Source organism: Dermacoccus sp. MPR-E5, assembly GCF_058809565.1.
The window spans coordinates 220,315-244,510 of the sequence record NZ_JBXASS010000002.1 but is presented as its reverse complement, the minus strand read 5'-3'; the positions used below and the strand labels follow the sequence as shown (position 1 = coordinate 244,510).

At 68.6% G+C, this 24,196-nt stretch carries 21 protein-coding genes and 2 tRNA genes; 11 read left to right on the top strand and 12 right to left on the bottom strand.

Features of this window, described 5'->3' with window-relative positions:
* Positions 1 to 148: 148 nt before the first annotated feature.
* The 4 genes from AC1RS9_RS02405 to AC1RS9_RS02390 are packed head-to-tail and all read left to right on the top strand — an operon-like array spanning position 149 to position 4,471.
* The gene (locus AC1RS9_RS02405; RefSeq protein WP_170957207.1) at positions 149 to 1,099 is read left to right on the top strand and encodes a carbohydrate ABC transporter permease; all 951 of its coding nucleotides are present in this window, start codon (positions 149 to 151) and stop codon (positions 1,097 to 1,099) included.
* Positions 1,096 to 2,034: a carbohydrate ABC transporter permease gene (locus tag AC1RS9_RS02400; protein ID WP_006944415.1), complete on the top strand. Its 939-nt coding sequence runs from the start codon at positions 1,096 to 1,098 to the stop codon at positions 2,032 to 2,034. The genes AC1RS9_RS02405 and AC1RS9_RS02400 overlap by 4 nt, the downstream gene beginning before the upstream one ends.
* Before the next feature lie 40 nt (positions 2,035 to 2,074).
* Entirely contained in the window at positions 2,075 to 3,391 is a 1,317-nt protein-coding gene (locus AC1RS9_RS02395) for an ABC transporter substrate-binding protein (protein ID WP_074041100.1), read from the top strand.
* 3 nt (positions 3,392 to 3,394) lie between these two features.
* Complete coding sequence (locus AC1RS9_RS02390) at positions 3,395 to 4,471, top strand: ABC transporter ATP-binding protein (RefSeq protein ID WP_074046200.1); 1,077 nt, start codon at positions 3,395 to 3,397, stop codon at positions 4,469 to 4,471.
* 118 nt (positions 4,472 to 4,589) lie between these two features.
* Here AC1RS9_RS02390 and AC1RS9_RS02385 read toward each other — a convergent pair whose 3' ends face one another.
* The 5 genes from AC1RS9_RS02385 to AC1RS9_RS02365 form a co-directional block, all read right to left on the bottom strand.
* Positions 4,590 to 5,255: an ATP-dependent Clp protease proteolytic subunit gene (locus tag AC1RS9_RS02385; RefSeq protein WP_074046199.1), complete on the bottom strand. Its 666-nt coding sequence runs from the start codon at positions 5,253 to 5,255 to the stop codon at positions 4,590 to 4,592.
* Positions 5,256 to 5,278: 23 nt separating this feature from the next.
* On the bottom strand, positions 5,279 to 5,902 hold the full coding sequence (locus AC1RS9_RS02380) for an ATP-dependent Clp protease proteolytic subunit (RefSeq protein ID WP_038567538.1): 624 nt from the start codon (positions 5,900 to 5,902) through the stop codon (positions 5,279 to 5,281).
* A gap of 239 nt (positions 5,903 to 6,141) precedes the next feature.
* Positions 6,142 to 7,746, bottom strand: coding sequence for a trigger factor (gene tig / locus AC1RS9_RS02375; RefSeq protein WP_492920386.1), 1,605 nt, complete (start codon positions 7,744 to 7,746; stop codon positions 6,142 to 6,144).
* A gap of 113 nt (positions 7,747 to 7,859) precedes the next feature.
* Positions 7,860 to 7,933, bottom strand: a tRNA-Pro gene (locus tag AC1RS9_RS02370).
* A gap of 120 nt (positions 7,934 to 8,053) precedes the next feature.
* Positions 8,054 to 8,127 (bottom strand) — tRNA-Gly (locus tag AC1RS9_RS02365).
* A gap of 232 nt (positions 8,128 to 8,359) precedes the next feature.
* Between AC1RS9_RS02365 and AC1RS9_RS02360 the strand changes: the two genes are divergently transcribed.
* Entirely contained in the window at positions 8,360 to 8,551 is a 192-nt protein-coding gene (locus AC1RS9_RS02360) for an antitoxin (RefSeq protein ID WP_006945905.1), read from the top strand.
* A gap of 114 nt (positions 8,552 to 8,665) precedes the next feature.
* Here AC1RS9_RS02360 and AC1RS9_RS02355 read toward each other — a convergent pair whose 3' ends face one another.
* The 3 genes from AC1RS9_RS02355 to AC1RS9_RS02345 form a co-directional block, all read right to left on the bottom strand.
* Positions 8,666 to 9,814, bottom strand: a complete 1,149-nt coding sequence (locus AC1RS9_RS02355) for a PP2C family protein-serine/threonine phosphatase (RefSeq protein WP_006945915.1) — start codon at positions 9,812 to 9,814, stop codon at positions 8,666 to 8,668.
* Positions 9,815 to 9,954: 140 nt separating this feature from the next.
* A complete protein-coding gene (locus tag AC1RS9_RS02350; RefSeq protein ID WP_006945927.1) occupies positions 9,955 to 10,422 on the bottom strand; it encodes a ribose-5-phosphate isomerase in 468 nt (155 codons plus the stop codon).
* A gap of 56 nt (positions 10,423 to 10,478) precedes the next feature.
* A complete protein-coding gene (locus AC1RS9_RS02345; RefSeq protein WP_473956663.1) occupies positions 10,479 to 11,129 on the bottom strand; it encodes a mycothiol-dependent nitroreductase Rv2466c family protein in 651 nt (216 codons plus the stop codon).
* A gap of 119 nt (positions 11,130 to 11,248) precedes the next feature.
* On the opposite strand from AC1RS9_RS02345, the gene pepN reads away from it, so the two are divergent.
* The 4 genes from pepN to AC1RS9_RS02325 all read left to right on the top strand — a co-directional run bounded on the left by pepN (position 11,249) and on the right by AC1RS9_RS02325 (position 17,516).
* Positions 11,249 to 13,834 carry an aminopeptidase N gene (pepN, locus tag AC1RS9_RS02340; protein ID WP_492920383.1) on the top strand — a complete coding sequence of 862 codons (2,586 nt, stop codon included), beginning with the start codon at positions 11,249 to 11,251 and terminating at the stop codon, positions 13,832 to 13,834.
* A 265-nt stretch (positions 13,835 to 14,099) separates the two neighbouring features.
* Positions 14,100 to 15,185, top strand: a complete 1,086-nt coding sequence (locus AC1RS9_RS02335) for a mechanosensitive ion channel family protein (RefSeq protein WP_492920381.1) — start codon at positions 14,100 to 14,102, stop codon at positions 15,183 to 15,185.
* 73 nt (positions 15,186 to 15,258) lie between these two features.
* A complete protein-coding gene (locus AC1RS9_RS02330; RefSeq protein ID WP_006945874.1) occupies positions 15,259 to 15,663 on the top strand; it encodes a globin in 405 nt (134 codons plus the stop codon).
* 116 nt (positions 15,664 to 15,779) lie between these two features.
* Positions 15,780 to 17,516: a glycoside hydrolase family 13 protein gene (locus AC1RS9_RS02325; protein ID WP_006945965.1), complete on the top strand. Its 1,737-nt coding sequence runs from the start codon at positions 15,780 to 15,782 to the stop codon at positions 17,514 to 17,516.
* Between the two features lie 158 nt (positions 17,517 to 17,674).
* On the opposite strand, the gene AC1RS9_RS02320 is transcribed toward AC1RS9_RS02325, so the two are convergent.
* From AC1RS9_RS02320 to AC1RS9_RS02310, 3 genes are all read right to left on the bottom strand, one after another.
* Positions 17,675 to 18,706: a Gfo/Idh/MocA family protein gene (locus AC1RS9_RS02320; RefSeq protein WP_492920378.1), complete on the bottom strand. Its 1,032-nt coding sequence runs from the start codon at positions 18,704 to 18,706 to the stop codon at positions 17,675 to 17,677.
* A gap of 273 nt (positions 18,707 to 18,979) precedes the next feature.
* Positions 18,980 to 19,693, bottom strand: a complete 714-nt coding sequence (locus AC1RS9_RS02315; RefSeq protein WP_006945867.1) for a DUF8185 domain-containing protein — start codon at positions 19,691 to 19,693, stop codon at positions 18,980 to 18,982.
* Positions 19,690 to 20,169: an acyl-CoA thioesterase gene (locus AC1RS9_RS02310; protein ID WP_006945998.1), complete on the bottom strand. Its 480-nt coding sequence runs from the start codon at positions 20,167 to 20,169 to the stop codon at positions 19,690 to 19,692. The genes AC1RS9_RS02315 and AC1RS9_RS02310 overlap by 4 nt, the downstream gene beginning before the upstream one ends.
* A gap of 102 nt (positions 20,170 to 20,271) precedes the next feature.
* Here AC1RS9_RS02310 and AC1RS9_RS02305 point away from each other — a divergent pair, with 102 nt between their 5' ends.
* Positions 20,272 to 21,243: an acyl-CoA thioesterase gene (locus AC1RS9_RS02305; protein ID WP_006945875.1), complete on the top strand. Its 972-nt coding sequence runs from the start codon at positions 20,272 to 20,274 to the stop codon at positions 21,241 to 21,243.
* 122 nt (positions 21,244 to 21,365) lie between these two features.
* Entirely contained in the window at positions 21,366 to 21,962 is a 597-nt protein-coding gene (locus AC1RS9_RS02300) for a GNAT family N-acetyltransferase (RefSeq protein WP_006945991.1), read from the top strand.
* 525 nt (positions 21,963 to 22,487) lie between these two features.
* Here AC1RS9_RS02300 and ettA read toward each other — a convergent pair.
* Positions 22,488 to 24,170, bottom strand: a complete 1,683-nt coding sequence (ettA, locus tag AC1RS9_RS02295; RefSeq protein WP_006945958.1) for an energy-dependent translational throttle protein EttA — start codon at positions 24,168 to 24,170, stop codon at positions 22,488 to 22,490.
* Positions 24,171 to 24,196: the final 26 nt, after the last annotated feature.

Sequence of the window (24,196 nt, the reverse complement as noted above, 5' to 3'; positions counted from 1 at the left end):
CGTGGCGGGCGCCGGCCAAGGCTGTTCGCGCTGGGCGCAACGGACGCGGAGTCCCCGCACGCCTCGCGTCGCGAATCACTCTCAAATGGACACACGACCAACACCTGTTGTTCATTTCCAGGACACCTTGTCAGGACAACCTTTGCGCGTGCTCGAAGACCCCCCCACGCTCTCGCCGCAGGCGCACCCGCCCGCGCCCCTCGGCCCCCCGCCGCCACGCCGCGGCCGGCCCGTCGGTGAATGGTTGACGGCGGCAGCGCTGCTGCTGCCCAACCTCGCGCTGTTGGCCGTGTTCACCTACCGACCACTGATCGACAACATCCGGTTGTCGTTCACCGACTGGACGCTGTCGGCGCCGACGCTCAACTACATCGGTCTGCAGAACTACTCGACGTGGCTGCACGACGCCAACGCGCACCAGGTGCTGCGCAACACCGCCATCTTCACCGTCGCGACGGTCGGATTGTCGATGATGATCGGCCTCGGGCTCGCGCTGCTGCTCGATCGTCAGCTGCGCGGTCGCAACCTCGTGCGCTCGGCGATCTTCGCGCCGTTCGTCCTGTCCGGCACCGCCGTCGGCCTCGCGTTCCAGTTCGTCTTCGACCCGCACTTCGGTCTGCTCTCCGACCTCGCGCACCGCGTCGGCCTCAGCGTCCCGGACTTCTACCAGGATCCGAACTGGGCCCTCGTCATGGTGACGCTCACGTATGTGTGGAAGAACATCGGCTACACGTTCGTCATCTACCTCGCCGCGCTGCAGGGCCGCCGCACCGACCTCGACGAGGCCGCGGAGATCGACGGCGCGTCGTCATGGCGTCGCTTCACCAAGGTGCTGCTACCGCAGCTGCGCCCGACGACGTTCTTCCTGTCGATCACGGTGCTGCTCAACTCGGTCCAGGTCTTCGACATCATCCAGATCATGACGCGCGGTGGCCCCCAGGGCTACGGCACGTCGACGCTCGTCTACCAGGTGTACCAGGAGACGTTCGTCAACCAGCGCGCCGGCTACGGCGCCACGATCGCGACCATCATGTTCCTCATCCTGCTCGTCGTGACGGTCGTGCAGGTGCGGGTCATGGACAAGGAGCAGAAGGCATGAGCACCGCAGCCCCGCAGGAGAACGCCGCTGCGGCCACGCCGAAGCGGTCGGGTTCCTCCCCGTTCCGACGACGCCCCCGCGAGGAGGCGCACAGCAACGAGGTCCTCGACCACGGCGGGTTGCCGATGACGATCGCCGGTTACGCCGCGATGATGATCGCGTTCGCGATCGTCGCGATCCCGCTGTACTGGATCTTCATGACGTCGATCAAGCACCGCAGCGACATCTACACGACGCCCGCCGTCTGGTTCCCGCACTCGGTCACGGGTGAGGGTTACAAGACCGCGACGCAGTCGATCCCCTTCTGGGACTTCTTCCGCAACTCGGTCATCGTCACCGTCATCCTGTCGCTCGCCAAGATCGTCCTCGGTGTCATGAGCGCCTACGCCCTGAGCCTCATCCGCTTCCCCGGGCGCAACCTCGTGTTCATCGTCGTCATCGCGGCGCTCATGGTGCCGAACCAGATCACCGTGATCTCGAACTACGCCCTCGTCAGCCAGCTCGGCTGGCGCAACACCTACCAGGGCATCATCCTGCCGTTGGCGGGCGTCGCGTTCGGCACGTTCCTCATGCGCAACCAGTTCCTGTCGATCCCCAGCGAGATCATCGAGGCCGCGCGCATGGACGGGGCCGGGCCGATGAAGCTGCTGCGCAAGGTCGTCATGCCGATGTCGTGGCCGACCCTCATCGCGTTCTCCATCATCACCGTCGTCAACGAGTGGAACGAGTACCTGTGGCCGTTCCTCATGTCCGACGACCAGCGCACCGGCACCCTGCCGGTCGGCCTCACCCAGTTGCAGAACAACGAGGGCATCACGGACTGGGGCCCTGTCATGGCCGCCACGATGCTCGCCATGCTCCCCGTTCTCGCCCTGTTCCTCGTCCTGCAGCGCCACATGATCAAGGGCCTCACGGCCGGCGCCGTCAAGGGCTGACCCTCTCCCCCACGCTTCACCCAGACGAAGGAAGAAACTCATGTCCACACTCTCGCGCCGCAACCTCTTCGGCCTGACGGCTGGTGCCGTCGTCACCGCAGGCCTCAGCGCCTGCGCCGGCTCCGGCGGCTCCTCCAGCGGTGGTAACAACGGTGGCGGCGACTCGAACACGATCGAGTTCTGGAGCAACCACCCCGGCAAGTCGAAGGCGACCGAGCAGAAGCTCATCGCCGAGTTCGAGAAGGCCAACCCGAACCTCAAGGTCAAGCTCGTCGACGCCGGCAAGAGCTACCCCGACGTCGCGCAGAAGTTCAACGCGGCCCTGTCCGGCGGCAGCCTGCCCGACGTCGTCATCGTCTCCGACACGACGTGGTTCAACTTCGCCCTCAACGACCGTCTGGCCGACATGTCGGCCCTGACGTCCGAGAACAAGCTCTCGACGGACGACTACGTCAAGGGCCTGTACGACGACTACAAGTACGAGGACAAGCACTACGCCCTGCCGTACTCGCGCTCGACGGTCATCTTCTACTACAACAAGGACGCCTGGAAGAAGGCCGGTCTGCCGGACCGTGCGCCGACCTCGTGGGACGAGTTCGAGCAGTGGGCGCCCAAGCTGCAGTCGGCCATGGGCTCGGGCAAGAAGGCCATCGTCCTGGACGACGGCTCCGACTACCTCGACTGGACGTTCCAGTCCATCGCGTGGAGCTACGGCGGCGGCTACTCGAAGGACTGGACGCCCACCATGGCGTCCGAGGGCACCGTCAAGGCCGCCACGAAGATCCAGGGGTGGGCCAAGAAGGGCTGGATGCAGACGTCGAAGGACAGCCAGGCCGACTTCGCCTCGGGCATCGGCGCCTGCGCCATCGAGTCGACCGGTGGCCTCGCCGGCGTCATCAAGGACGCAAGCTTCAAGGTCGGCATCGGCTTCCTGCCCGCGCCGGGCGGCATCAAGACCGTGCCGACGGGTGGCGCCGGCCTCGCGGTGCCGAAGGGCATCTCCGCCGAGCGTCAGAAGAACGCCGTGAAGTTCATCGAGTTCATGACGAACAAGGACAACACGATCACCTTCTCCCAGGCGACCGGGTACCTGCCGGTGCGCACCTCCGCCATGGACGACGCGAAGGAGAAGGCGTACCTCGAGAAGAACCCCGAATACGCCGTCGCCGTCAAGCAGCTGCCGAAGGCCCGCCCCCAGGACAACGTCCGCGTGTTCCTGCCCGGCGGTGGCATCGACATCGGTACCTCGCTCGACAAGATCATCGCCGGCTCGGACGTCAAGTCGACGCTCGAGGCGCTCGACAAGGCGCTGCAGGCGAAGTACGACTCCCAGATCAAGCCCAAGCTGAAGAAGTAATTCATGGCATCCGTCACCTTCGACGAGGCCACCCGCCTGCACAAGGGTGCGCCCCGTCCCTCCGTCAACAAGGTCACGCTCGACATCGCCGACGGGGAGTTCCTCGTCCTCGTCGGCCCGTCGGGCTGCGGCAAGTCGACGACGCTCCGCATGCTCGCCGGCCTCGAACCGGTCGACGAGGGCCGCATCCTCATCGACGGCCACGACCAGGCCGGCGTGCGTCCCCGTGATCGCGACGTCGCGATGGTCTTTCAAAGCTACGCGCTCTACCCGACCATGACGGCACGTCAGAACATGGCGTTCGCGCTCGAGAACGCAGGCACCTCGAAGGCGGACATCAACGCCCGCGTCGAGGAGGCGGCGAAGATCCTCGAGCTCGAGCCCCTCCTCGACCGCAAGCCGGGCGCGATGTCGGGTGGCCAGCGTCAGCGTGTCGCCATGGGTCGCGCGATCGTGCGCCAGCCCAAGGTGTTCTGCATGGACGAGCCGCTGTCGAACCTCGACGCCAAGCTGCGCGTCTCGACGCGTGCGCAGATCGCGGCGCTGCAGCGACGCCTCGGCGTCACGACCGTCTACGTCACGCACGACCAGGTCGAGGCGATGACGATGGGTCACCGTGTCGCGGTGCTCAAGGACGGCATCTTGCAGCAGTGCGACACCCCGGAGGAGCTGTACGAACGGCCGCGCAACACGTTCGTCGCAGGCTTCATCGGTTCGCCGTCGATCAGCCTCATGGACGCCGCGCTCACCGGCGGTGACGCGACGTTCCACGGCATGCGGGTGTCGTTGTCGCGCGACATCAAGGCGACGTCGGATCGCGTGACGATCGGGGTGCGCCCCGAGGCGTTCGTCGTCGCGCAGCCCGGTGAGGCGGGTGCGCTCGAGCTCGAGGTCGAACTCGTCGAGACGCTCGGCTCGGAGGCGTTCGTCTACGGTCGCCCCGCGGGCGAGCCTGACGGCCCCCGCATCGGCACGCGCGTCGACAAGCGCGTGCGCCCGACGCAGGGTGACCGGTTCGCGGTGAAGCCTTTGGCCGACCACGTCCACGTCTTCGACACTGAGACCGGCGAGCGGCTGTGACACCCGGGCCGCTCCCCCGCCGCGGGTGATGCCGACATGACGAATGTGCCCGCCCCTTCCACACGGAAGGAGCGGGCACGTTCGTCGTGGCGGGTCAGGCCCGGTGGGCCCGGAGCCATCAGCTCTCCAGTGACGCCTTGCGGCTCGTCAGCACCTCGTCGATGAGGCCGTACTCCCTGGCCATCTCGGCGGTGAGGATCTTGTCGCGGTCGATGTCGGCACGCACCTGCTCGATCGAGCGGCCGGAGTGCTTCGCGAGCGTCTCCTCGAGCCACTCACGCATGCGCATGATCTCGTTGGCCTGGATCTCGACGTCGGAGGCCTGGCCGCCCGAGCCCTCCATCGCCGGCTGGTGGATGAGCACGCGCGCGTTCGGCAGCGCGTACCGCTTGCCGGGCGCGCCGGCGCCGAGCAGGACGGCGGCGGCCGAGGCGGCCTGTCCCAGGACGAACGTGTGCACGTCCGGGCGGATGTACTGCATCGTGTCGTAGATCGCCGTCAGCGCGGTGAACGAACCACCGGGGCTGTTGATGTACATGACGATGTCGCGGTCCGGATCCTGCGACTCGAGCACGATGAGCTGCGCGATGATGTCGTCGGCAGACGCGTCGTCGACCTGGACGCCGAGGAAGATGATGCGATCCTCGAACAGCTTCGTGTACGGGTCGAGGCGCTTCGTGCCGTACGAGGTGCGCTCTTCGAACTGGGGCAGGATGTAGCGGCTCGTCGGCATCGGCGCGGTGACGCCGCCCATCGGGTGGCCCATGGAGCTGTGGGTGTTCATGAAGGTCTCCTTCGTGGGCGAGATCAGTGGTCGGACGACTCGGAGAATGCCGCAGCGTCCCCGGTCGCGTCCTTGGTGGCGTCCTGCGAACGCTCGAAGACGTGGTCGACGAAGCCGTACTCCTTGGCCTCGGCCGCGGTGAACCAGCGGTCGCGGTCGGAGTCGGCCGAGATCTTCTCGACCGGCTGGCCCGTGTGCTCGGCGATGAGCTCGGCCATCTGCTTCTTGATGTGCAGCAGCTGCTCGGCCTGCGTCTTCACGTCGGAGGCCGTGCCCTGGATGCCGCCGAGCGGCTGGTGCATCATGATGCGCGCGTGCGGCGTCGCGTAGCGCTTGCCCTTGGCACCGGCGGACAGCAGGAACTGACCCATCGACGCGGCCAGACCCATCGCGACGGTGCACACGTCGTTCGGCACCCACTGCATCGTGTCGAAGATGGCCATGCCGGCCGTCACCGAACCACCGGGCGAGTTGATGTAGAGCCAGATGTCCTTCTCCGGGTCCTCTGCGGCGAGCAGCAGCAGCTGCGCGCAGATGGCGTTCGCATTGTCGTCGCGAACATCCGAACCGAGGAAGATGATGCGCTCCTTGAGGAGCCGGTTGTAGATCTGGTCGTCGAGGCCGGCGGCCATCTGCGGGCCTGCCATGACCACGTCCGAGGACTGGGCATTCGTCAAGGGATCACTCCGTTCCGAATCTGCCACCCCGAGCGGGTGACATCACGCTTGAACTCTTCACTGACCCTAACGCGCGGGCCCGGGCGTTTCGTCCCCGTCTCGGGGCTTGTTCGCCGTCAGCGCAAGGCGCGACGTTCGCCTGAGCCCGGACGCGACGAAGGGCCGCCCGATTGCTCGCGCGGCCCCTCGTCTCAGACGTCAGTGACGACTCACTCGCCGTCGACAGCCTTCTTGGCCGCCTTCTTCGCAGCGGTCTTCTTGGCGGCGGTCTTCGTCGCCGTCTTCTTCGCAGCCGTCTTCTTGGCGGCGGCCTTCTTGGCCGGCTTCTCCGCGGCCTCGGCGGGGGCGGCGTCAGCGGCCTCGGCGGGGGCGGCGACCTTCTTCGTTGCCGTCTTCTTCGTCGCGGCCTTCTTGGTCGTCGTCTTCTTCGCGGCAGCCTTCTTGGCGGGCTTGTCCGCAGCGTCGGCGTCGGCGTCCTCGGAGGCGACCGGAGTGGCGTTCTCACCGTCGGCGGCGTCGGCGGCCTGCGCCTCGTCCTCGTCCTCGCCGGTGTCGACGGCGGCGTTCAGGTCCACGACGTTGCCCGCCGTGTCCTTGACCGTGGCGGACTCGAGAACGGTGGCGAGCGCCTTGCGGCGAGCGACCTCACCCATGATGGCGGGCACCTGGCCCTGCGCGTCGAGCGCCTGCGCGAACGTGTTCGGGTCCATGCCGTACTGCTGCGCCGACATGATGAGGTACTCGATCAGCTCGTCCTGGCCGACCTGGATCTCGTGCTTCTCGACGATCTCGTCGAGCAGGAGCTGCGTCGCGACCTGCTGACGCGTCGATTCGGTGACCTCGGCGCGGTGCTCGTCATCGTCGAGACGGTTCTCGCCCTCGAGGTGGTTCGTCACCTCTTCGGTGACGATGGACTCGGGCACCGGGATGTCGAGCTGCTCGAGGAGTACCTCGAGCACCTTGTCGCGGGCCTGGACGCCCTGCTCGAAGCGCTTGGTGCGCTCGACCTCGGCGCGCAGGTCGGCCTTGAGCTCGTCGATCGTGTCGAACGACGACGCCAGCTGGGCGAACTCGTCGTCGAGCTCGGGCAGCTCACGGACCTTGACCGACTCGATCTTGACGGTGCACTGGGCGTTCTCGCCCTCGTGCTCACCGCCGGCGAGCGGCGAGGTGAACGTCGTCTCCTCGCCGGCCTTGAGGCCCGTCAGTGCCTCGTCGAGACCGTCGAGCATCGTGCCCGAGCCGATCTCGTAGGAGACACCGGACACGGCGTCGATCTCGTTGCCGTCGATCGTGGCCGACAGGTCGATCGTGACGAAGTCGCCCTTCTTGGCCTTGCGCTCGACCGACTCGAGCGTGCCGAAACGCTCGCGCAGCTCGGCGATGCGCTCGTCGATGTCGGCGTCGGAGACCTCGATCGGCTCGACCTCGACCTCGAGCGTGTCGAACGCCGGGAGCGTGATCTCGGGGCGGATGTCGACCTCGGCGGTGAAGCTCAGGCCCGCGCCGTCCTCGAGCGGGAACTCGGTGATGTCGACCTCGGGCTGGCCGAGGACCTTGACGTCGTTCTCGACGATCGCGTTCGTGTACAGCTCCGGAAGCGCCTCGTTGACGGCTTCCTGGATGACGGCCGCGCGGCCGAAACGCTGCTCGATGAGCTTCGCGGGAACCTTGCCCTTGCGGAAACCGGGGATCTGAACCTGCGAGCCGATGGTCGTGTAGGCCTTCTCGATGCTCGGCTTCAGTTCATCGGCCGTGACGTCAACGGTGAGCTTGACCCGGGTCGGGGTGAGGTTTTCGACAGCGCTCTTCATCAGCGGTGCACTCCAGTCGATCGGTGATGGTGGGCGCGCCCGCACCGGCCGGCCGATCATCGGCCCTGCCTGCGGCGCGGCGCGCTCCTCTTACTCGTCGTTCATGCTAACGGTCGGGGTGACAGGATTCGAACCTGCGGCCTTCCGCTCCCAAAGCGGACGCGCTACCAAGCTGCGCCACACCCCGTCAGCCCCGCTCGCCGGAGGCGAGGCGGGCCGCTCCGCGCGAGCCGTCCTGCTGCGATCGCGCCGGGGCGCGCTCTCGCAAGACGAACGGCGGCCCCCGCGGGAGCCGCCGTCGCGGTGCTGGAGCGGGCGACGAGAATCGAACTCGCGTGATCAGTTTGGAAGACTGAGGCTCTACCATTGAGCTACGCCCGCATGTTTCTCGGACACATTACCCGAACACGCCGTGACGCCCCAATCCGCGCGGGCTGTTCTCGCCCGCGGCCGCCACCCCCCGTGCTCTCGCGAGGGGTCGCCGCCGGGCGTCTTGACCACCGAGACGTTCGCCAACGAACGATGCCGGCGGTCTCGACGCGGCCCCCGCGCATGTGCTTCGGTGAAGATGAGTCCGGTTCGCCGGAGCACTTCCATTCGCAGTAGGCACATCATGGGCATTTTCGACAGCGCCAAGGACAAGGCCAGCGAGTTCGCCCAGGACAACCCCGACAAGCTCGACCAGGGCGTCGAGAAGGCCGGCGACTTCGCCGACGACAAGACGGGCGGCCAGCACGCCGACCAGATCGACAAGGGCCAGGACTTCGCGAACGAGAAACTCGACGGCGCCTTCGGCGGCGAGTGAGCTGCCTCCGTTGAACGCTGACGGCGCCGCTCCCCGGTGGGGGGCGGCGCCGTTCGTCGTTCAAGCAGGATAGGTCGATCGGGCAGATGCACTCGCTGAGAAGGGCGCGCTCACTCAGACGGACGCGGTTCCGCGCGCGTGGCGCGATTCGGACGACTCAGGCACGGGCCGCCAGATGACGACAACGGAGCGATCGTCCTGCCCCCCGGTGCGCGCCGAGGCCTCGCAGATGCGCTGGGCCGCCCCCTCCGGGCCGGCGCTGATGGCCCGTTGCGCGAGGCCGAGCATCTGCTGCGTCCCGGCCGCGAGGTCGCCGTCAGGGCCCTCGACGACGCCGTCGGTGTAGAGGAGCAGGACATCGCCGGGCTCGAGCACCCCGCCGGCGCGCGCGTAGTCCTGCGGCCCCTGGTCGAACAACCCGAGCAGCAGACCGGCCGCGCCGGTGATCATCTCCCAGCGGCGCGTGCCCGCGTGATAATGCGCGGCGCTCGGGTGACCGGCCGTACCGACGCAGTACTGGCCGTCCTCGACGTTGATCGAGACGTGGATGGCGGAGGCGAACCCGTCGCGCCAGCCCTGGCGGATGAGGTAGCGGTTCGCGCCGGGAAGAAAATCCTCCGGGCGCGTCTCCCCCAGCAACCCAGCGAGGGCGCCGGAAAGCAGCAGCGCACGCATCCCCGCCGACGGGCCGTGCCCGGAGACGTCGGTGAGGGCGAGGTGCAGGTGGTCGGCGCGTCGGGCGGCGACGACGAAGTCACCGCTGAAGGCATCCCCGCGTGAGGGCATGACACAGTGCTCGACGCGCATCCCGTCCGGCATCTCGGGTGGCAGGGCCTGGGTGTCGAGCCGCTGGCGCAGATCCTTGAGCATGCTCGAGCCCACCGAGAGCGGCACACCCATCGTGAAGCGCTGACGGTTCGCGAACGCGACGATGCCGACGATGAGGGCGAGAGCCACCGCGACGGACCACTGCGTCGGCGCGTCGGACCAGGTGATCGCGGCCGTCGTCACATAGCCCGTCAGGACGATGGCGATGGCGAGCGCCAGGCGACGCCCCGACAACAGGAACGCTGCGGCGACGATGAGCGGGATGAAGACCGCATGCGACATCGTCGGCGTGAGCGCGATGGCGGCGGCACAGACGATCGCGGTGAGCAGCGCGAACGCGACGACGACGCTGTGCGGCTTGGAGATCGGAGTGGCCACGGCACGCTGCACCGACTGACGCAGGCGCGTCTGTTCGCGTTGAGCCTCCAGAACCACGCGCGCCAGCCTATAGGGGTTGCCTCACGCGCACCAGGGGTGGTGGAGCATGCACCTGCGTGGGTGACAGGCTCCACCGACCCGGGCCGACGGCCCGTCACACGGCGAGAAGATCGCGCCGGGCGGGCCGTTCGAAGGCCTCAGTCCTCGGAGGGCAGCGTGCCGTCCCGCTCGTACTTCTCGACCATCGCGAGGCGGCGCGCGTGACGCTCGACGCCCGCGTACGGCGTCTCGATGAAGGTGCGGGCGATCTGCTTGGCCTCGTCGATCGAGACGAAGCGACCACCGATCGACAGGATCTGCGCACCGTTGTGCTCGCGTGCGAGAGAGGCGAACTCGGGCGTCAGGCACAGCGCGGCACGGATGCCCTTGACCTTGTTCGCCGCCATCTGCTCGCCGTTGCCGGACCCGCCGAGAACGATGCCGAGCGAGCCCTCGTCGTCACGCACGCCCTCGGCGGCACGCAGGACGTAGACCGGGTAGTCGTCCTCGGCGTCGTACTCGCTCGGGCCGTGGTTGATGACCTCGTGACCCTGCTCGGTCAGGTAGGTCAGCAGGGCCTGCTGGGTCTCGAAAGCTGCGTGGTCGCCACCGATGTGAATGCGCATGTGTGCTCGTCCTTGTCGCGAAGATATGGCCTGAGGGGCAGTGGTGGTGCGGAGGGTCAGCTGAAGTCGGGGCCGACGTCGCGGCTGCGCTTGAGTTCGTAGAAACCGGGCGTGCCCGCGACGAGGAGGCAGCCGTCCCACAGGCGCCCGGCGTCCTCACCCTTGGGCGCCGGCGTCACGACCGGGCCGAAGAACGCGGTGCCGCCGAACGCGACGACGGGGGTGCCGACGTCCGTGCCGACGAGGTCGGTCGCGCGCTTGTGCGCGGCCCGCAGGGCGACGTCGACATCGTCGCCGGGCACGTTGGTCGCCGCATCGACGAGCTCCGGCTCGAGACCGCACTCGGCGAGCGACTCCACGAGCACGCGCCGCACGCTCTCGGCGTCACGCGGGTCGGCGCCGCCGGGGTGGAAGCGGGTGCCGATCGCGTCGTAGAGCGGCTTGACGACGTCGTCGCCGTGCGCCTGTTGCGCCGCGATGACGAGGCGTACGGGCGCCCACGCCTGTTCGAGGAAGGCCCGGTAATCATCGGGCAGGTCGCGGCCCTCGTTGAGGACGGCGAGGCTCATGACGCGCCAGGTGACGCGCACGTCACGCACCTTCTCGACCTCCATGAGCCAGCGGGACGTCATCCACGCCCACGGGCACATCGGGTCGAAAAACATCTCGACGGTAGGGGCTGCGGACTCGCGCTGATTTTCGCTCACCGCTCCATCCTGCCACCTCGAGCGCCCGTGCAAGGATGGGCAGCACCGCCCGAACGGCTGTGGCGCACACCAGTTCGCGCGCCGCCGTTCCTCAACCCTGCTGGAAGGACACCACTGACGTGAACGGGGCCAACCTCACCCGCGACGACGCGCAGACCCGCGGCGAGAACATCACCGTCGACTCCTACGCCGTCACCCTCGACCTCACCACCGGCCCGACGACGTTCGCGACGTCGAGCGTCGTGCGCTTCAGCGCACAGCCCGGCAGCGAGACGTGGCTCGACTTCCTGGGCGAATCCGTCAGCCGCGTCGTCGTCAACGGCGAGGAGCGTGACGTCGACTGGAACGGCGCACGCATCAGTCTCACCGATCTCGCCGCCGAGAACGAGGTGCGCGTCGACGCCGTCGGCGTCTACATGAACACCGGTGAGGGCCTGCACCGCTTCGTCGACCCCGCCGACGACGAGGTCTACCTCTACTCGCAGTTCGAGGTGCCGGACGCGCGACGCATGTACCCCGTCTTCGAACAGCCCGACCTCAAGGCGACGTTCCAGTTCACCGTCACGGCGCCCGCGCGCTGGCAGGTGCTGTCGAACGAGACGACGCCGGAGCCGAAGCCCGCGACGCAGACCTACACGGGTCCGAACGGGGTGAGCGAGCCGGCCGCGACGTGGGAGTTCGCCCCCACCGCCCGCATCTCCTGCTACATCACCGCGCTCGTCGCGGGCCCCTACGAGGCGTACCGCGACAGCGTCGAGACGCGCGCCGGCATCATCCCTCTCGGTGTGTTCTGCCGCAAGTCGCTCGCGCCGCACATGGACGCCGACGAGATCTTCGACATCACCAAGCGTGGCTTCGCGTTCTTCGAGAACGAGTTCGACCAGCCCTACCCGTTCACCAAGTACGACCAGATCTTCACGCCGGAATACAACGCGGGCGCGATGGAGAACGTCGGCTGCGTGACGTTCTCCGAGATCTACGTCTTCCGCGCCAAGGTCTCGGAGGCCGTCGTCGAGCGCCGTGCGCTGACGGTGCTGCACGAGCTCGCGCACATGTGGTTCGGCGACCTCGTCACGATGAAGTGGTGGAACGACCTGTGGCTCAACGAGTCGTTCGCCGAGTGGGCCTCGACGACGGCGCAGGCCGAGGCGACTCGTTGGGAATCGGCGTGGACGACGTTCGGCACGTCCGAGAAGGCGTGGGCCTACCGTCAGGACCAGCTGAGCTCGACGCACCCCATCGTCGCCCCGATCCGCGACCTCGCCGACGTGGAGGTCAACTTCGACGGCATCACGTACGCCAAGGGCGCTTCGGTGCTCAAGCAGCTCGTCGCCTACGTCGGGCGTGAGCCGTTCACCGCCGGTCTGCGCGCTTACTTCGCGCGCTATGCGTGGCAGAACACGACGCTGCCGCAGCTGCTCGCCGAGCTCGAGACGACGAGCGGACGCGACCTCACGCAGTGGTCGAAGCTGTGGCTCGAGACCGCCGACGTCAACACGCTGCGCCCGATCGTCGAGACCGACGACGACGGCCGCATGACGAGCGTCGTCATCGAGCAGAGCGCCGCCGACGACTACCCCACGCTGCGTCCGCACCGCCTCGCCGTCGGCTGCTACATGCTGCGTGACGGCGCCCTGACGCGCACCGCGCGCGTCGAGCTCGACGTCGACGGTGAGCGCACCGAGGTGAGCGAGCTCGTCGGCACGCCGCAACCCGACCTGCTGCTCGTCAACGACGACGACCTCGCCTACGCGAAGATCCGTCTCGATGCGCGCAGCCTCGCCACGGCCATCGCCCACCCGCGCGCGTTCACGGATTCGCTGCCGCGCGCCCTCGTGCTCGGCGCCGCCTGGGACATGACGCGCGATGCGGAGATGTCGGCGCGCGACTTCATCGACATGGCCCTCGCGACGCTGCCGGGCGAGAGTGACTCGACGCTGCTGCGCACCCTGCTCGGGCAGCTGACGACCGCCGCGCGCACGTACACGGCACCGGAGCACCGCGACGACGTCGTCGCCCTCGTGGCCCGCACTCTGCGCGGTCTGCTGCTGTCGGCCGAGCCCGGCTCCGATGCGCAGCTCCAGCTCGCGCAGGCGTTCACGTCGTTCGCCGCGAGCGCCGACGACCTCGCGTTCGTCCGCGGCCTGTTCGAGGGCTCGTCCGTGCTCGACGGTCTCGCCCTCGACACCGAGATGCGCTGGACGCTGCTCACGAGCCTCGTCGCCGGTGGCGTGCTCGGCGAGCTCGAGATCGCGGCCGAACTCGAGCGGGACAACACCGCGACCGGCGCTGAGCGCGCCGCGCGTGCCCGGGCGGCGATGCCGACGGCCGAGGCGAAGGCCGCGGCGTGGGCGTCCGTCGTCGACTCCGACGCGCTCGCGAACCAGACGATCGCCGAGACCGCCGCGGGCTTCGGGCACGTGCACGACGAGGCACTGCTCGAGCCGTACGTCGAGCGCTACTTCGAGATGGCCGAGGGCTACTGGGCCTCGCGCACGCACCACATCGCGGAGCTGACGATCGGGTCGTTCTTCCCGTTCACCCTCGCCGGGCCGCAGCTGCTCGCGCAGGCCAACACCTGGCTCGACGCCCACCGTGACGCCCCGGCCGGTCTCGTGCGCACCGTTGCCGAGAACCGCGACACCGTGGCGCGCGCCGTCGAGGCTCAGCGCTTCGACGCACAGGCGGCGCGACAGCACGGCTGAGCCCGCCGCGACGGGCGGTGATGCGCGCGAGCCGTGAGTGCTCGTGCTTCCCGCGTCGTGATGCACGTGATGCGGCCCGGGACGGTTTCGATCGTCCCGGGCCGCATCGTGTGTGCCATCGCGACGCAGCTGCGCCGGCTGGCAGTGATCTCGCAGAGCCCGGGGAGCCTGGGCTCTGCGAGACTCTCGCTTCACGTGGGGCGGCAGCGAATCGGCCCACGTCGGTCGTTCGAGACGAGCTGGGCGCGGGTGATTGGATGACGGCATGTCATCGATTCCCCTGAGCCTCGTCCCACTGCGCACGTCGGCGATGGGCGATCTGTGGCACCACGTCGGTGGCACTCCGGTGCAGGTGGTCATCATCGTCGTCGCGGCCGTCGCGGTGCGTTGGCTCGCCCACCGCGCGATCTCGCGGGCCGTCGAGGCGATGATCGCCCGCCCCCGCTCGACGCGTTCTGGGCAGGACGAGACACGTGGGGCCATTGACGAGGCCGGTCAGCAGACGGGCGCCGCCACCCCTTCCGCCCAGGCGCCAGAAGGCGCGGGCGACGCTGCGGGAGAGGCGGAAGGCGCTGCGGGGAGCACCGCCGTCAGCGCGGGCGACCTGCTCGCTCCGACCCGCGCCCGGTTGCGTGCCGCCGCAGGTCTCGACGACGAGCGTCGCCGTCAGCGCGCCGCGACGATGGGGTCATTGCTGCGCTCGATCACGACGGTGGCAGTCGTCGTCGTTGCGACGCTGACGATCGCCGCGCAGTGCGGCATCCAGCTCGGCCCGATCATGGCGAGCGCCGGAGTCGCGGGCGTCGCGCTCGGCTTCGGCGCGCAGTCGCTCGTCAAGGACTACCTGTCGGGCATCTTCATGATCTTCGAGGATCAGTACGGCGTCGGTGACGTCATCGACACCGGCGAGGCGATCGGAACCGTCGAGGAGGTGACGCTGCGCATCACGCGGCTGCGCGACGCGAACGGTGTCGTCTGGTACGTCCGAAACGGTGAGATCGTGCGCGTCGCCAACCGTTCGCAGGGGTGGTCGACGTCGCTCGTCGACATCCCGGTCGCCTACGACTCGGACATCCACACCGTCACCCATGTGCTCGAGGGCGTCGTCGACGCGCTCGGGGCCGACCCCGAGTGGAGCGAGAAGCTGATCGAGCGCCCGAACGTCGCGGGTGTCGAATCGGTGGCGGGCGGCACCATGACGTTCCGCATCATCGCGAAGACGGCGCCGAACGAGAACTTCGGCGTGAGCCGCGAACTGCGCCGACGCAGCGTCATCGCGCTCGAGGACGCAGGCGTCAAGGGCCCGCCGGCCCAGCCGTTCGCCGCCGTCAACACCGCCCTGCCGAAGTGAGGCCGACCTCGGCACCGATGAAGGGACCTCCGGCCACGCGACGGCCGTGGCGCGCGGGTGAAAGACTGGACACATGAGTGAGCCGACGCTGTACGACCGCATGGGCGGCCACGCCACGTTCCACCGTCTCGTCGAGGTGTTCTACGACGGCGTGGCGCAGGACGCGACGCTGCGAGCGATGTACCCCGAGGCCGATCTCGAGCCCGCGAAGCGCCGTTTCGAGATGTTCCTCGAACAGTACTGGGGCGGCCCGACGACGTACTCGGCCGAGCGCGGCCACCCGCGCCTTCGGATGCGACACATGCCGTTCGCCGTCACCCCCGAGCAGCGCGACCGCTGGCTGACGCACATCATGGCGGCGTGCGACGACGTCGCCCTGGAACCGGAGCTCGACCGCCTGCTGCGCGACTACCTCGTGCGCGCGGCCTACAGCCTCGTCAACACCCCCGGGCCGGAGCCGGAGCACCCGGTTCGCTGACGCGCCGCCGTCACCGAGTCGAACGGCTCGGGCAGCGATGGGCCTGTCGAGCCCCTCTCGGCCGCGGGTGATGCGGACGGTTTCGTCCCAGCGCCCGTGGTTGGCAAACTGGGGCGGTGAGTGAACAGACTTCGTGGATCAAGCAGACCTCAGCGACGCACGTCGGCCACGGCGGCCAGGAATGGTGGCGTACGTCCGCCGTCTACCAGGTGTATCCGCGCTCGTGGGCCGATTCGAACGGTGACGGTGTCGGCGACCTGCCCGGCATCACCGCCAAGCTGCCCTACCTGCGCGACCTCGGCGTCGACGCGCTGTGGATCTCGCCGTTCTACACCTCCCCGATGGCCGACGCGGGCTACGACGTCGCCGACTACCGCGACATTGACCCGCTGTTCGGCACCCTCGCCGACGCCGACAAGCTGATCGCCCGCGCGCACGAGCTCGACCTGCGCGTCATCGTCGACCTCGTGCCGAACCACTCCTCCGACGAGCACGAGTGGTTCAAGGCGGCCCTCGCGGCCGGCCCTGGTTCGCCGGAGCGCGAGCGCTACCTGTTCCGCGACGGCAAGGGCGAGAACGGTGAACTGCCGCCGAACGACTGGCAGGCGATCTTCGGCGGCAACGCGTGGACGCGCGTCAGCGACGCCGACGGCAACCCCGAGCAGTGGTACCTGCACCTGTTCGACCCCAAGCAGCCCGACTTCAACTGGAACAACCCCGAGGTCCGCGACGAGTTCGTCTCGATCCTGACGTTCTGGCTCGACCGCGGTGTCGACGGCTTCCGCGTCGACGTCGCGCACAGCCTGATCAAGGCCGACGGGCTGCCCGATCACGCGGCGCACGCGCAGATGGCCGGCACCGGCGATGCGAGCCACGACAACGGCGGCCCGATGTGGGATCAGGAGGGCGTGCACGAGATCTACCGCGCGTGGCGTGAGTTGCTCGACTCCTACAACCCGCGCGACGCCGACGGTTACGACTCCGCCGCGGACCGCGCGATGTGCGCCGAGGCGTGGGTCAGCCCGCCCGAGCGCCTCGCCCGCTACGTGCGCCCGGACGAGTTCCACCAGGCGTTCAACTTCGCCTTCCTCGAGACACCGTGGCGTGCCGCCGACCTGCACGAGAGCATCACGTCGTCGTACCGCTCGAACGACTCCGTCGGCGCACCGACGACGTGGGTCCTGAGCAACCACGACGTCGTACGTCACGCCACGCGTCTTGCGCTGCCCGTCGGGCAGCCGCGCCCCAACGGCATCCGCGCCGAGGACCCGCAGCCCGACGCGGCACTCGGCCTGCGTCGCGCCCTCGCGGCGACGGCACTCGAGCTGGCACTGCCCGGCGGCGCCTACCTGTACCAGGGTGAGGAACTCGGCCTGCCCGACCACACGACGATGCCCGACGAGGCGCGTCAGGACCCGACGTGGGAGCGCTCCGAGCACACCGAGGCCGGCCGTGACGGCTGCCGCGTGCCGATGCCGTGGGTCAAGGACGCGCCGTCGTTCGGGTTCGGCCCGTCGGAGGCGACGTGGCTGCCGCAGCCCGAGGTCTACGGTGACCTCGCCGTCGACCAGCAGGACGGCGTGGCCGGTTCGACGCTCGAGTTCTACCGCCGCATGCTGCGCGAGCGTCACGCCCGCGAACTGGGCTCCGGCTCGCTCACGTGGGTCGAGGGCGCCGGCGACGACGTCGTGGCGTTCGTCAACAGCCGTGACGGCCACGAGGACCTGTGGGTCGTCACGAACTTCGGTGAGCCGGTCGCCCTGCCCGACGACGCGTTCGTCGTCCTGAGCAGCGGTGACGCCGACAGCCTCACCGTCGAACGCGACGTGACGGTCTGGTTCACGCGAGCCTGATCGAGGCCCACCCGGTCGCAGCGTGACGCGATGATGACGGGTAACTCACGCGTAGGCGCGTCACGAGGCGCCTACCTGTGAGTTACCCGCCATCGTGCGTCGACGGTAGCCGGAGCTGTCGTGGGTGCGTCCTGGCGTGACGCGTGCTTGGCGCACGGTCACTCCCCCGGGTAGACCACCCCGAGCTGACGGCGGATCTCGTCCATGAGACCCATGACGCGCAACGTCTCGGCGTGTGGCATGAGGGGCGACTCGCGGCGGCCGTCGCTGATGCGGCGGGCCACCTCGACGGCCTCGAAGTGCAGCGCGTGCAGGTCGTCGGCACCGTCGAAGGTGTCGAGCACCTCGCCGTCGTTGCTGACGAGACGCACCTGCGTCGGGAAATAGAACCACCCGTCGAGTTCGAGGCGCCCTTCGGTGCCGGCGACGACGGCGGTGTTGGGCGTCTGCGTCGCCATCGTCGTGCCGAGACCGGCGATGGAACCACCGCCGCGCAGGGTGATCGTCTCGCATTCGTCGACGCCCTGCGGCGTGAGGATGCCGGTGGCGACGACGTCGTCGACCTGCGGCATGAGCATCGCCGCGAAGCTGAGCGGGTAGACACCGAGGTCGAGGAGCGCACCGCCGGCGAGGGCGGGATCGGACAGGCGCTGGGGCCCCTCCGGGTAGAGCGCCTGACCGTGGTCAGCGGCGATCCAGCGCACGTCACCGATGAGGCCGGCGTCGACGGCCTGACGGATCACGTCGTAGTGCGGCAGGAAGCGCGACCACATGGCTTCCATGACGAACACGCCAGCGCGCTCCGCCGCCTCGAGCAACTCCCGAGCCTCCGCGGCGTTGCGCGCGAATGCCTTCTCGACGAGGACGTGCTTGCCCGCCTCGATGGCGAGCAGTGCGTGGTCGCGGTGCTCGCTGTGCGGTGAGGCGACGTACACGACGTCGACGTCGTCATCAGCAACTAGTTCGCCGTAGGATCCGTAGGCCGTTGCGCCGGAGGCGAATTCGTCGACGAACTCTTGTGCACGCTGAACATTTCGAGAACCGACGGCGACGATGCCTTGCGACGTCCGCGCCGTGATCGCTTGCGCGAACGTGCGGGCGATGCCACCGGGCGCGATGATGCCCCAGCGCAGGCTCGGCGCGTCCATGGGGTCGAGGGTGCGTGGCTGCGGTAGTGAACGGTGCGTCATGGTCACGACGATAACCGCGCAGGCACCCATCGTTCGGCTCGGCGGGCTCGCGTGCACGGCGCCGGATGCCCGACCGCTCAGGTGCGGACGATTTCGACGGTGACGCATCGCACCCGAACGCGCGCCGCCAGGTGCGCACCCCGCGTCAGCAACGTCGCGCACCCCAGCCGATCGGCACGCTCGCGGTCCGAGCGACGAGCGACATCCCTCGCCCGCGCGGCCCACCCTTCAGGTGCGCAAACCCGCGTCAACGACGCCGCGCACCCCGAACCGTCAGCGCACGAGAACGTGCCCGACGTCTGTCGAGACGCGATGCCAGCGGGCCGTGCCATACACCGTCGCGACGTCACCGACGGCGAATCCGAGCGCGTACAGCCCGAGCGCGGCCCCGGTGGGCAGCCCGTCGGCGCCGCCGAGATCACCCTCGATCGGGCGGTTCCAGACGCGTTCACGGAGCTGTTCGACGGCTGCGGCACCGGCGCCCTCGGGGGTTCCGGTGGCGACCTCCTCGATGCCGACGCGCGCGACGTGCACGAGACCGTCGACGGGCAGGCGCGCCAGCGGCGACCATCCGCTGCGCGGGGGCGTGACAGCGGCCCAGGACGTGCGCACCGTCATCGGCGGGATCTCGAGCGTGAAGGCGCCATCGGATTCGTCGACGACCTGGGGGCTTGCACCGGGCGCGGTGTTCGGTACCGCACCTTGCGGGGAACCGCGGCGAGCCAGACGATCGGCGACCGCCGCCAATGGGACGACGACATCGACCTGCTCGTCGACGGCGCGCGCGAGCGGCAGCACCCGCAAGCCGATGACGGTGCCCTCCCCCATGAGTCCGCGGCCCTTGCGCACGCCGACCCACGCGGCGAGCGTCGATCCACTCGCCTGGAGGCGGATCGCGCCGTCGGCGTCGAGCGTGCGCGCGCGGGCGACGTACGTCGTCAGGTCTGCGGCGACCTGGGCGTCGGCGAGCTCCAACCCGTCGCTCACGCCGAGGCCTCGCGGCGCTTCTCGGCAGCGCGGTGGCGGAACGGCACGGGCGGGCCGACGAAGCGTCGCAGCTGCGTCTTGTCGTGCTCCTCGAGCCGGCGCGGCTGCTCGGTCTGGAAGTCGTAACCGACGAGCGTCGTCTCCGCGAGCGCGTACGTCGTCGAACCGTGCCCCCCGTCGCGCACCTCGTACCCGACGTCGTACGCCGCGCCGCCGAGGTGCGTGATCCACATGGCGACCTCGATCGGCTCGATGCGGAACAGCAACGGCGCCCGGTACTCGATCTCGTGACGCGCGACGATGATGCCTTCGCCGACGACGGAACGCTCACGACCGAACCACTGCGCGAACGCGAGGATGCGGGCGTCCTCGAGCAGACGCAGGAACTGGACGTTGTTGACGTGGCCGTAGGCGTCCATGTCCGACCACCGCAGCGGAACGGGCACGACGGAGGCATAGTCGGGCGCGTAGGTCATGGCGGTCATTATCCCCCGCGCCCAGGCCCGATCACCAACCGACGGCGGTGTCATGTCACGCGGTTGCGCGCGGGAGGCGCCGTTCATGGGTAGCCTCGCCTCGTGACTTCCCTCGTTTCGATCGAACCGTCCGACGACCCGGTCGGCGACCTGCTGAACATCCTCGACGTCCGCCCGGTGGGCAGTGCAACGATCTCCGCGTCCTTCGACGAGGACGGTGAGCGCCGCGTCGACCTCGGTCAGAGCGCCGCGGACCTGTTCGTCGGCGAATCGCAGCCGCAGCCGCACGGGCGCATCTTCGGCGGGCAGGTTCTCGCGCAGTGCATCGTCGCGGCCGGCCGCACCGTCGGTGAGATCAAGCCCGGGGCGCCGCGCCACATCCACTCCCTGCACGGGTACTTCCTGCGCCCGGGGGACGCTGCGCAGCCGGTGCGTTTCGCCGTCGAGCGACTACGTGACGGTGGGTCGTTCTCCGCTCGGCGCGTTCACGCGATCCAGAACGGCGCGCCGATCCTCAGCGTCATCATGAGCTTCCAGGAGGACGCCGGCGGCATCGACCACCAGGTGACGATGCCGGACGTGCCGGCCCCCGAGTCGCTGCCCACGACCGCGGACATCGTCGGCGACATCGATCACCCGATGGCGCAGCACTGGGCGCGCGGACGCGCTGTCGACGTTCGACACGTCGAGGGCGGGCTCTATCTCGCGCCGGCGGACGAACGTCAGCCGTTCCAGAACCTGTGGATGCGCACACTGCGTGAGGTGCCGAACGACCCGCTGCTCAGCGCTGCGATCCTCGCGTACGCCTCCGACTACTCGATGCTCGAGGCGGCGATGCGCGCCAACGGCATCGCCTGGTCGTCACCCGGCTACCGCGCTGCGAGCCTCGATCACGCGATGTGGTTCCACCGACCCGTGGATCTGACGCAGTGGATCCTGTTCGCGCAGGAATCACCCTCGACGTCGGGTGGGCGCGGCCTCGGCGTGGGGCGCATGTTCACCGAGGACGGCACCCTCGTCGCCACCGTCGCGCAGGAGGGCATGATGCGCCTCAAGGACGCCCCCCGCCCCTGACCTCGCGTACCGCCATCCCCTGCACGACTGCGATTCCCGTCCCCATCTGCGATGTTCGTGCCCATCCGCGATTCTTGGTCACATCCGTCGGGCTGCGACGCATGGGCGCTACGTTGAGGGGCATGACTGATTTCGACGCTGACATCACGCTGACCGGGTCCTTGGTGCGGTTGGAGCCCTTGACGCTCGAGCATCATGACGGCCTCGTGGACGCCGTCAACGACGGCGAGATGTGGACGCGCTGGTACACGAGCGTTCCGCGCGCTGACGGTGTTCGCGCGATGATCGAGCAGCGCCTCGCATGGCGCGAGTCGGGGTTCATGGTGCCGTTCGTCGCGGTGCGGCTGGCGGACGAGCAGGTGTTGGGGTGCACGACGTTCTACGACATCGTCGACGCGGTGCCGCGCGTGTCGATCGGCTACACGTGGAATCGCGCGTCGACGCACGGCACGGGCACGAACGCGGAGAGCAAGTTGTTGCTCATGACGTACGCCTTCGAGACGGTCGGGGTCGAGTGTGTGCGGTACGAGACGAGCTGGATGAACCAGCAGTCACAGGCCGCGATCGAGCGTCTCGGTGCCAGGCGTGACGGCGTGTTGCGCGCCGATCGTCGCGAGGGCAACGGCGCATTGGGCGACAAGGTTGTCTATTCGATCCTTGCGCACGAGTGGCCGGCCTCGAAGGCTTCTCTCGAGGCGCGCCTCGCGAAACGGCGCTGACCCGTCAGCCCGACGGTCCGGACCCCCAGACCGCAGCACCGACTGCGCCGGCGATGCCGGCCGGCTCTGACGGCGCGGCGCCACCACGAGCACGCGTCATGACGCAGCCCTTCCCCGAGCCCAATCCGTCCCCCACCTCACGACGCAGGGACAGCGGACAGTGACCCGGCGCACCATGGACTCTGGATGACAGCAACGCCCCTCACGAACACCGAGCGTGCGAGGTGTGAGTGAGAGGCGTTGCTGTCATCCAGCCCGGAGGCCTGTCGCACCGAGGTGGCGCGGCGATCCTGGGCGAGCCCGCGAGCTCAGGATCCGCGCCGCCCGGAAGACGGGTCGAGGGAGTATCAGTCGCGTGTCCTTACCGCGACTTCGTCAGCGCTTGCTGCGGCAGGATCCTCGCTTCGCTGCGGTCCTACCTTGGCGCGCTTGATCCTCAGTCGCGTGTCCTTTCCGCGACTTCGTCAGCGCTTGCTGCGGCAGGATCCTCGCTTCGCTGCGGTCCTACCTTCGCGCGCTTGATCCTCAGTCGCGGGTGAGCCGGCGGTGTGTGACGCGGTGGGGGCGTGCTGCTTCGGCGCCGAGGCGTTCGATCTTGTTCTTCTCGTAGGCGTCGAAGTTTCCTTCGAACCAGTACCACGCGGCGGGGTTCTCGTCGGTGCCTTCGTAGGCGAGGATGTGCGTCGCGACGCGGTCGAGGAACCAGCGGTCGTGGCTGATGACGACGGCGCAGCCGGGGAAGCTGAGCAGCGCGTTCTCGAGGGATCCGAGGGTTTCGACGTCGAGGTCGTTGGTCGGTTCGTCGAGCAGCAGCAGGTTGCCGCCCTGCTTCAGGGTGAGGGCGAGGTTGAGGCGGTTGCGTTCACCGCCGGACAGGACGCCGGCCTTCTTCTGCTGGTCGGGGCCCTTGAACCCGAACTGCGAGACGTAGGCGCGTGCGGGGATCTCGACCTGGCCGACCTGGATGTGGTCGTTTCCTTCGGAGACGACCTCGAACAGAGTCGATTCGGGGTCGATGCCGGCGCGGTTCTGGTCGACGTAGCTGATGTTGACCGTCTCACCGATCTTCACGGTGCCGGCGTCTGGCTCTTCGAAGCCGACGATCGTCTTGAACAGGGTCGTCTTGCCGACGCCGTTGGGGCCGATGACGCCGACGATGCCGTTGCGCGGCAGCGTGAACGACAGCCCGTCGATGAGGACGCGGTCGCCGAAGCCCTTCTTGAGGTCGTTGACCTCGATGACCTGCGCGCCGAGGCGCGGGCCCGGCGGGATCTGGATCTCCTCGAAGTCGAGCTTGCGGGTGCGCTCGGCTTCGGCGGCCATCTCCTCGTAGCGCGCGAGGCGTGCCTTCGACTTCGTCTGGCGGGCCTTCGCGTTGGAGCGGACCCACTCGAGTTCTTCCTTGAGGCGCTTGGCGAGCTTCGCGTCCTTCTTGCCCTGGACGGTGAGGCGCTCCTGCTTCTTCTCGAGGTACGTCGAGTAGTTGCCTTCGTACGGGTAGAGACGACCGCGGTCGACCTCGCAGATCCAGCCGGCGATGTTGTCGAGGAAGTACCTGTCGTGGGTGACGGCGAGGACGGCGCCCGGGTAGCTCGCAAGGTGCTGTTCGAGCCAGAGGACGGATTCGGCGTCGAGGTGGTTGGTGGGCTCGTCGAGCAGGAGAAGGTCGGGCTTCTGCAGCAGCAGCTTGCACAACGCGACGCGGCGCTTCTCACCACCGGAGAGGACGGAGACATCGGCGTCACCGGGCGGGCAGCGCAGGGCGTCCATGGCCTGCTCGAGCTGGGAGTCGATGTCCCACGCATCGGCCGCGTCGATCTTCTCCTGGAGCTTGCCCATCTCCTCCATGAGGGCGTCGAAGTCGGCGTCGGGTTCGCCCATCTCGGCGGAGATCTCGTTGAACCGGTCGAGGTCGACCTTGATCTGGCCGAGGCCTTCCTCGACGTTGCCGCGCACGTCCTTCTCCTCGTTGAGCGGTGGCTCCTGCAGCAGGATGCCGACGCTGTAGCCCGGGGACAGGCGTGCCTCGCCGTTGCTGGGCTGGTCGAGCCCCGCCATGATCTTGAGGATGGTGGACTTGCCGGCGCCGTTGGGGCCGACGACGCCGATCTTGGCGCCGGGGTAGAACGACATCGACACGTCGTCGAGGATCACCTTGTCGCCAACGGCCTTGCGCGCCTTGGTCATGGTGTAGATGAACTCAGCCATGCGCCCGAGGCTATCGGTTGCAAGCC

Bases quoted from the DNA above. Each gene is read 5' to 3' on its own strand.
- AC1RS9_RS02400 (WP_006944415.1), top strand. From the start codon at position 1,096: ATGAGCACCGCAGCCCCGCAGGAGAACGCCGCTGCGGCCACGCCGAAG.
- AC1RS9_RS02395 (WP_074041100.1), top strand. From the start codon at position 2,075: ATGTCCACACTCTCGCGCCGCAACCTCTTCGGCCTGACGGCTGGTGCC.
- AC1RS9_RS02390 (WP_074046200.1), top strand. From the start codon at position 3,395: ATGGCATCCGTCACCTTCGACGAGGCCACCCGCCTGCACAAGGGTGCG.
- AC1RS9_RS02385 (WP_074046199.1), bottom strand. From the start codon at position 5,255: ATGAACACCCACAGCTCCATGGGCCACCCGATGGGCGGCGTCACCGCG.
- AC1RS9_RS02380 (WP_038567538.1), bottom strand. From the start codon at position 5,902: ATGGCAGGCCCGCAGATGGCCGCCGGCCTCGACGACCAGATCTACAAC.
- tig (WP_492920386.1), bottom strand. From the start codon at position 7,746: ATGAAGAGCGCTGTCGAAAACCTCACCCCGACCCGGGTCAAGCTCACC.
- AC1RS9_RS02360 (WP_006945905.1), top strand. From the start codon at position 8,360: ATGGGCATTTTCGACAGCGCCAAGGACAAGGCCAGCGAGTTCGCCCAG.
- AC1RS9_RS02350 (WP_006945927.1), bottom strand. From the start codon at position 10,422: ATGCGCATTCACATCGGTGGCGACCACGCAGCTTTCGAGACCCAGCAG.
- AC1RS9_RS02335 (WP_492920381.1), top strand. From the start codon at position 14,100: ATGTCATCGATTCCCCTGAGCCTCGTCCCACTGCGCACGTCGGCGATG.
- AC1RS9_RS02330 (WP_006945874.1), top strand. From the start codon at position 15,259: ATGAGTGAGCCGACGCTGTACGACCGCATGGGCGGCCACGCCACGTTC.
- AC1RS9_RS02320 (WP_492920378.1), bottom strand. From the start codon at position 18,706: ATGACGCACCGTTCACTACCGCAGCCACGCACCCTCGACCCCATGGAC.
- AC1RS9_RS02310 (WP_006945998.1), bottom strand. From the start codon at position 20,169: ATGACCTACGCGCCCGACTATGCCTCCGTCGTGCCCGTTCCGCTGCGG.
- AC1RS9_RS02300 (WP_006945991.1), top strand. From the start codon at position 21,366: ATGACTGATTTCGACGCTGACATCACGCTGACCGGGTCCTTGGTGCGG.
- ettA (WP_006945958.1), bottom strand. From the start codon at position 24,170: ATGGCTGAGTTCATCTACACCATGACCAAGGCGCGCAAGGCCGTTGGC.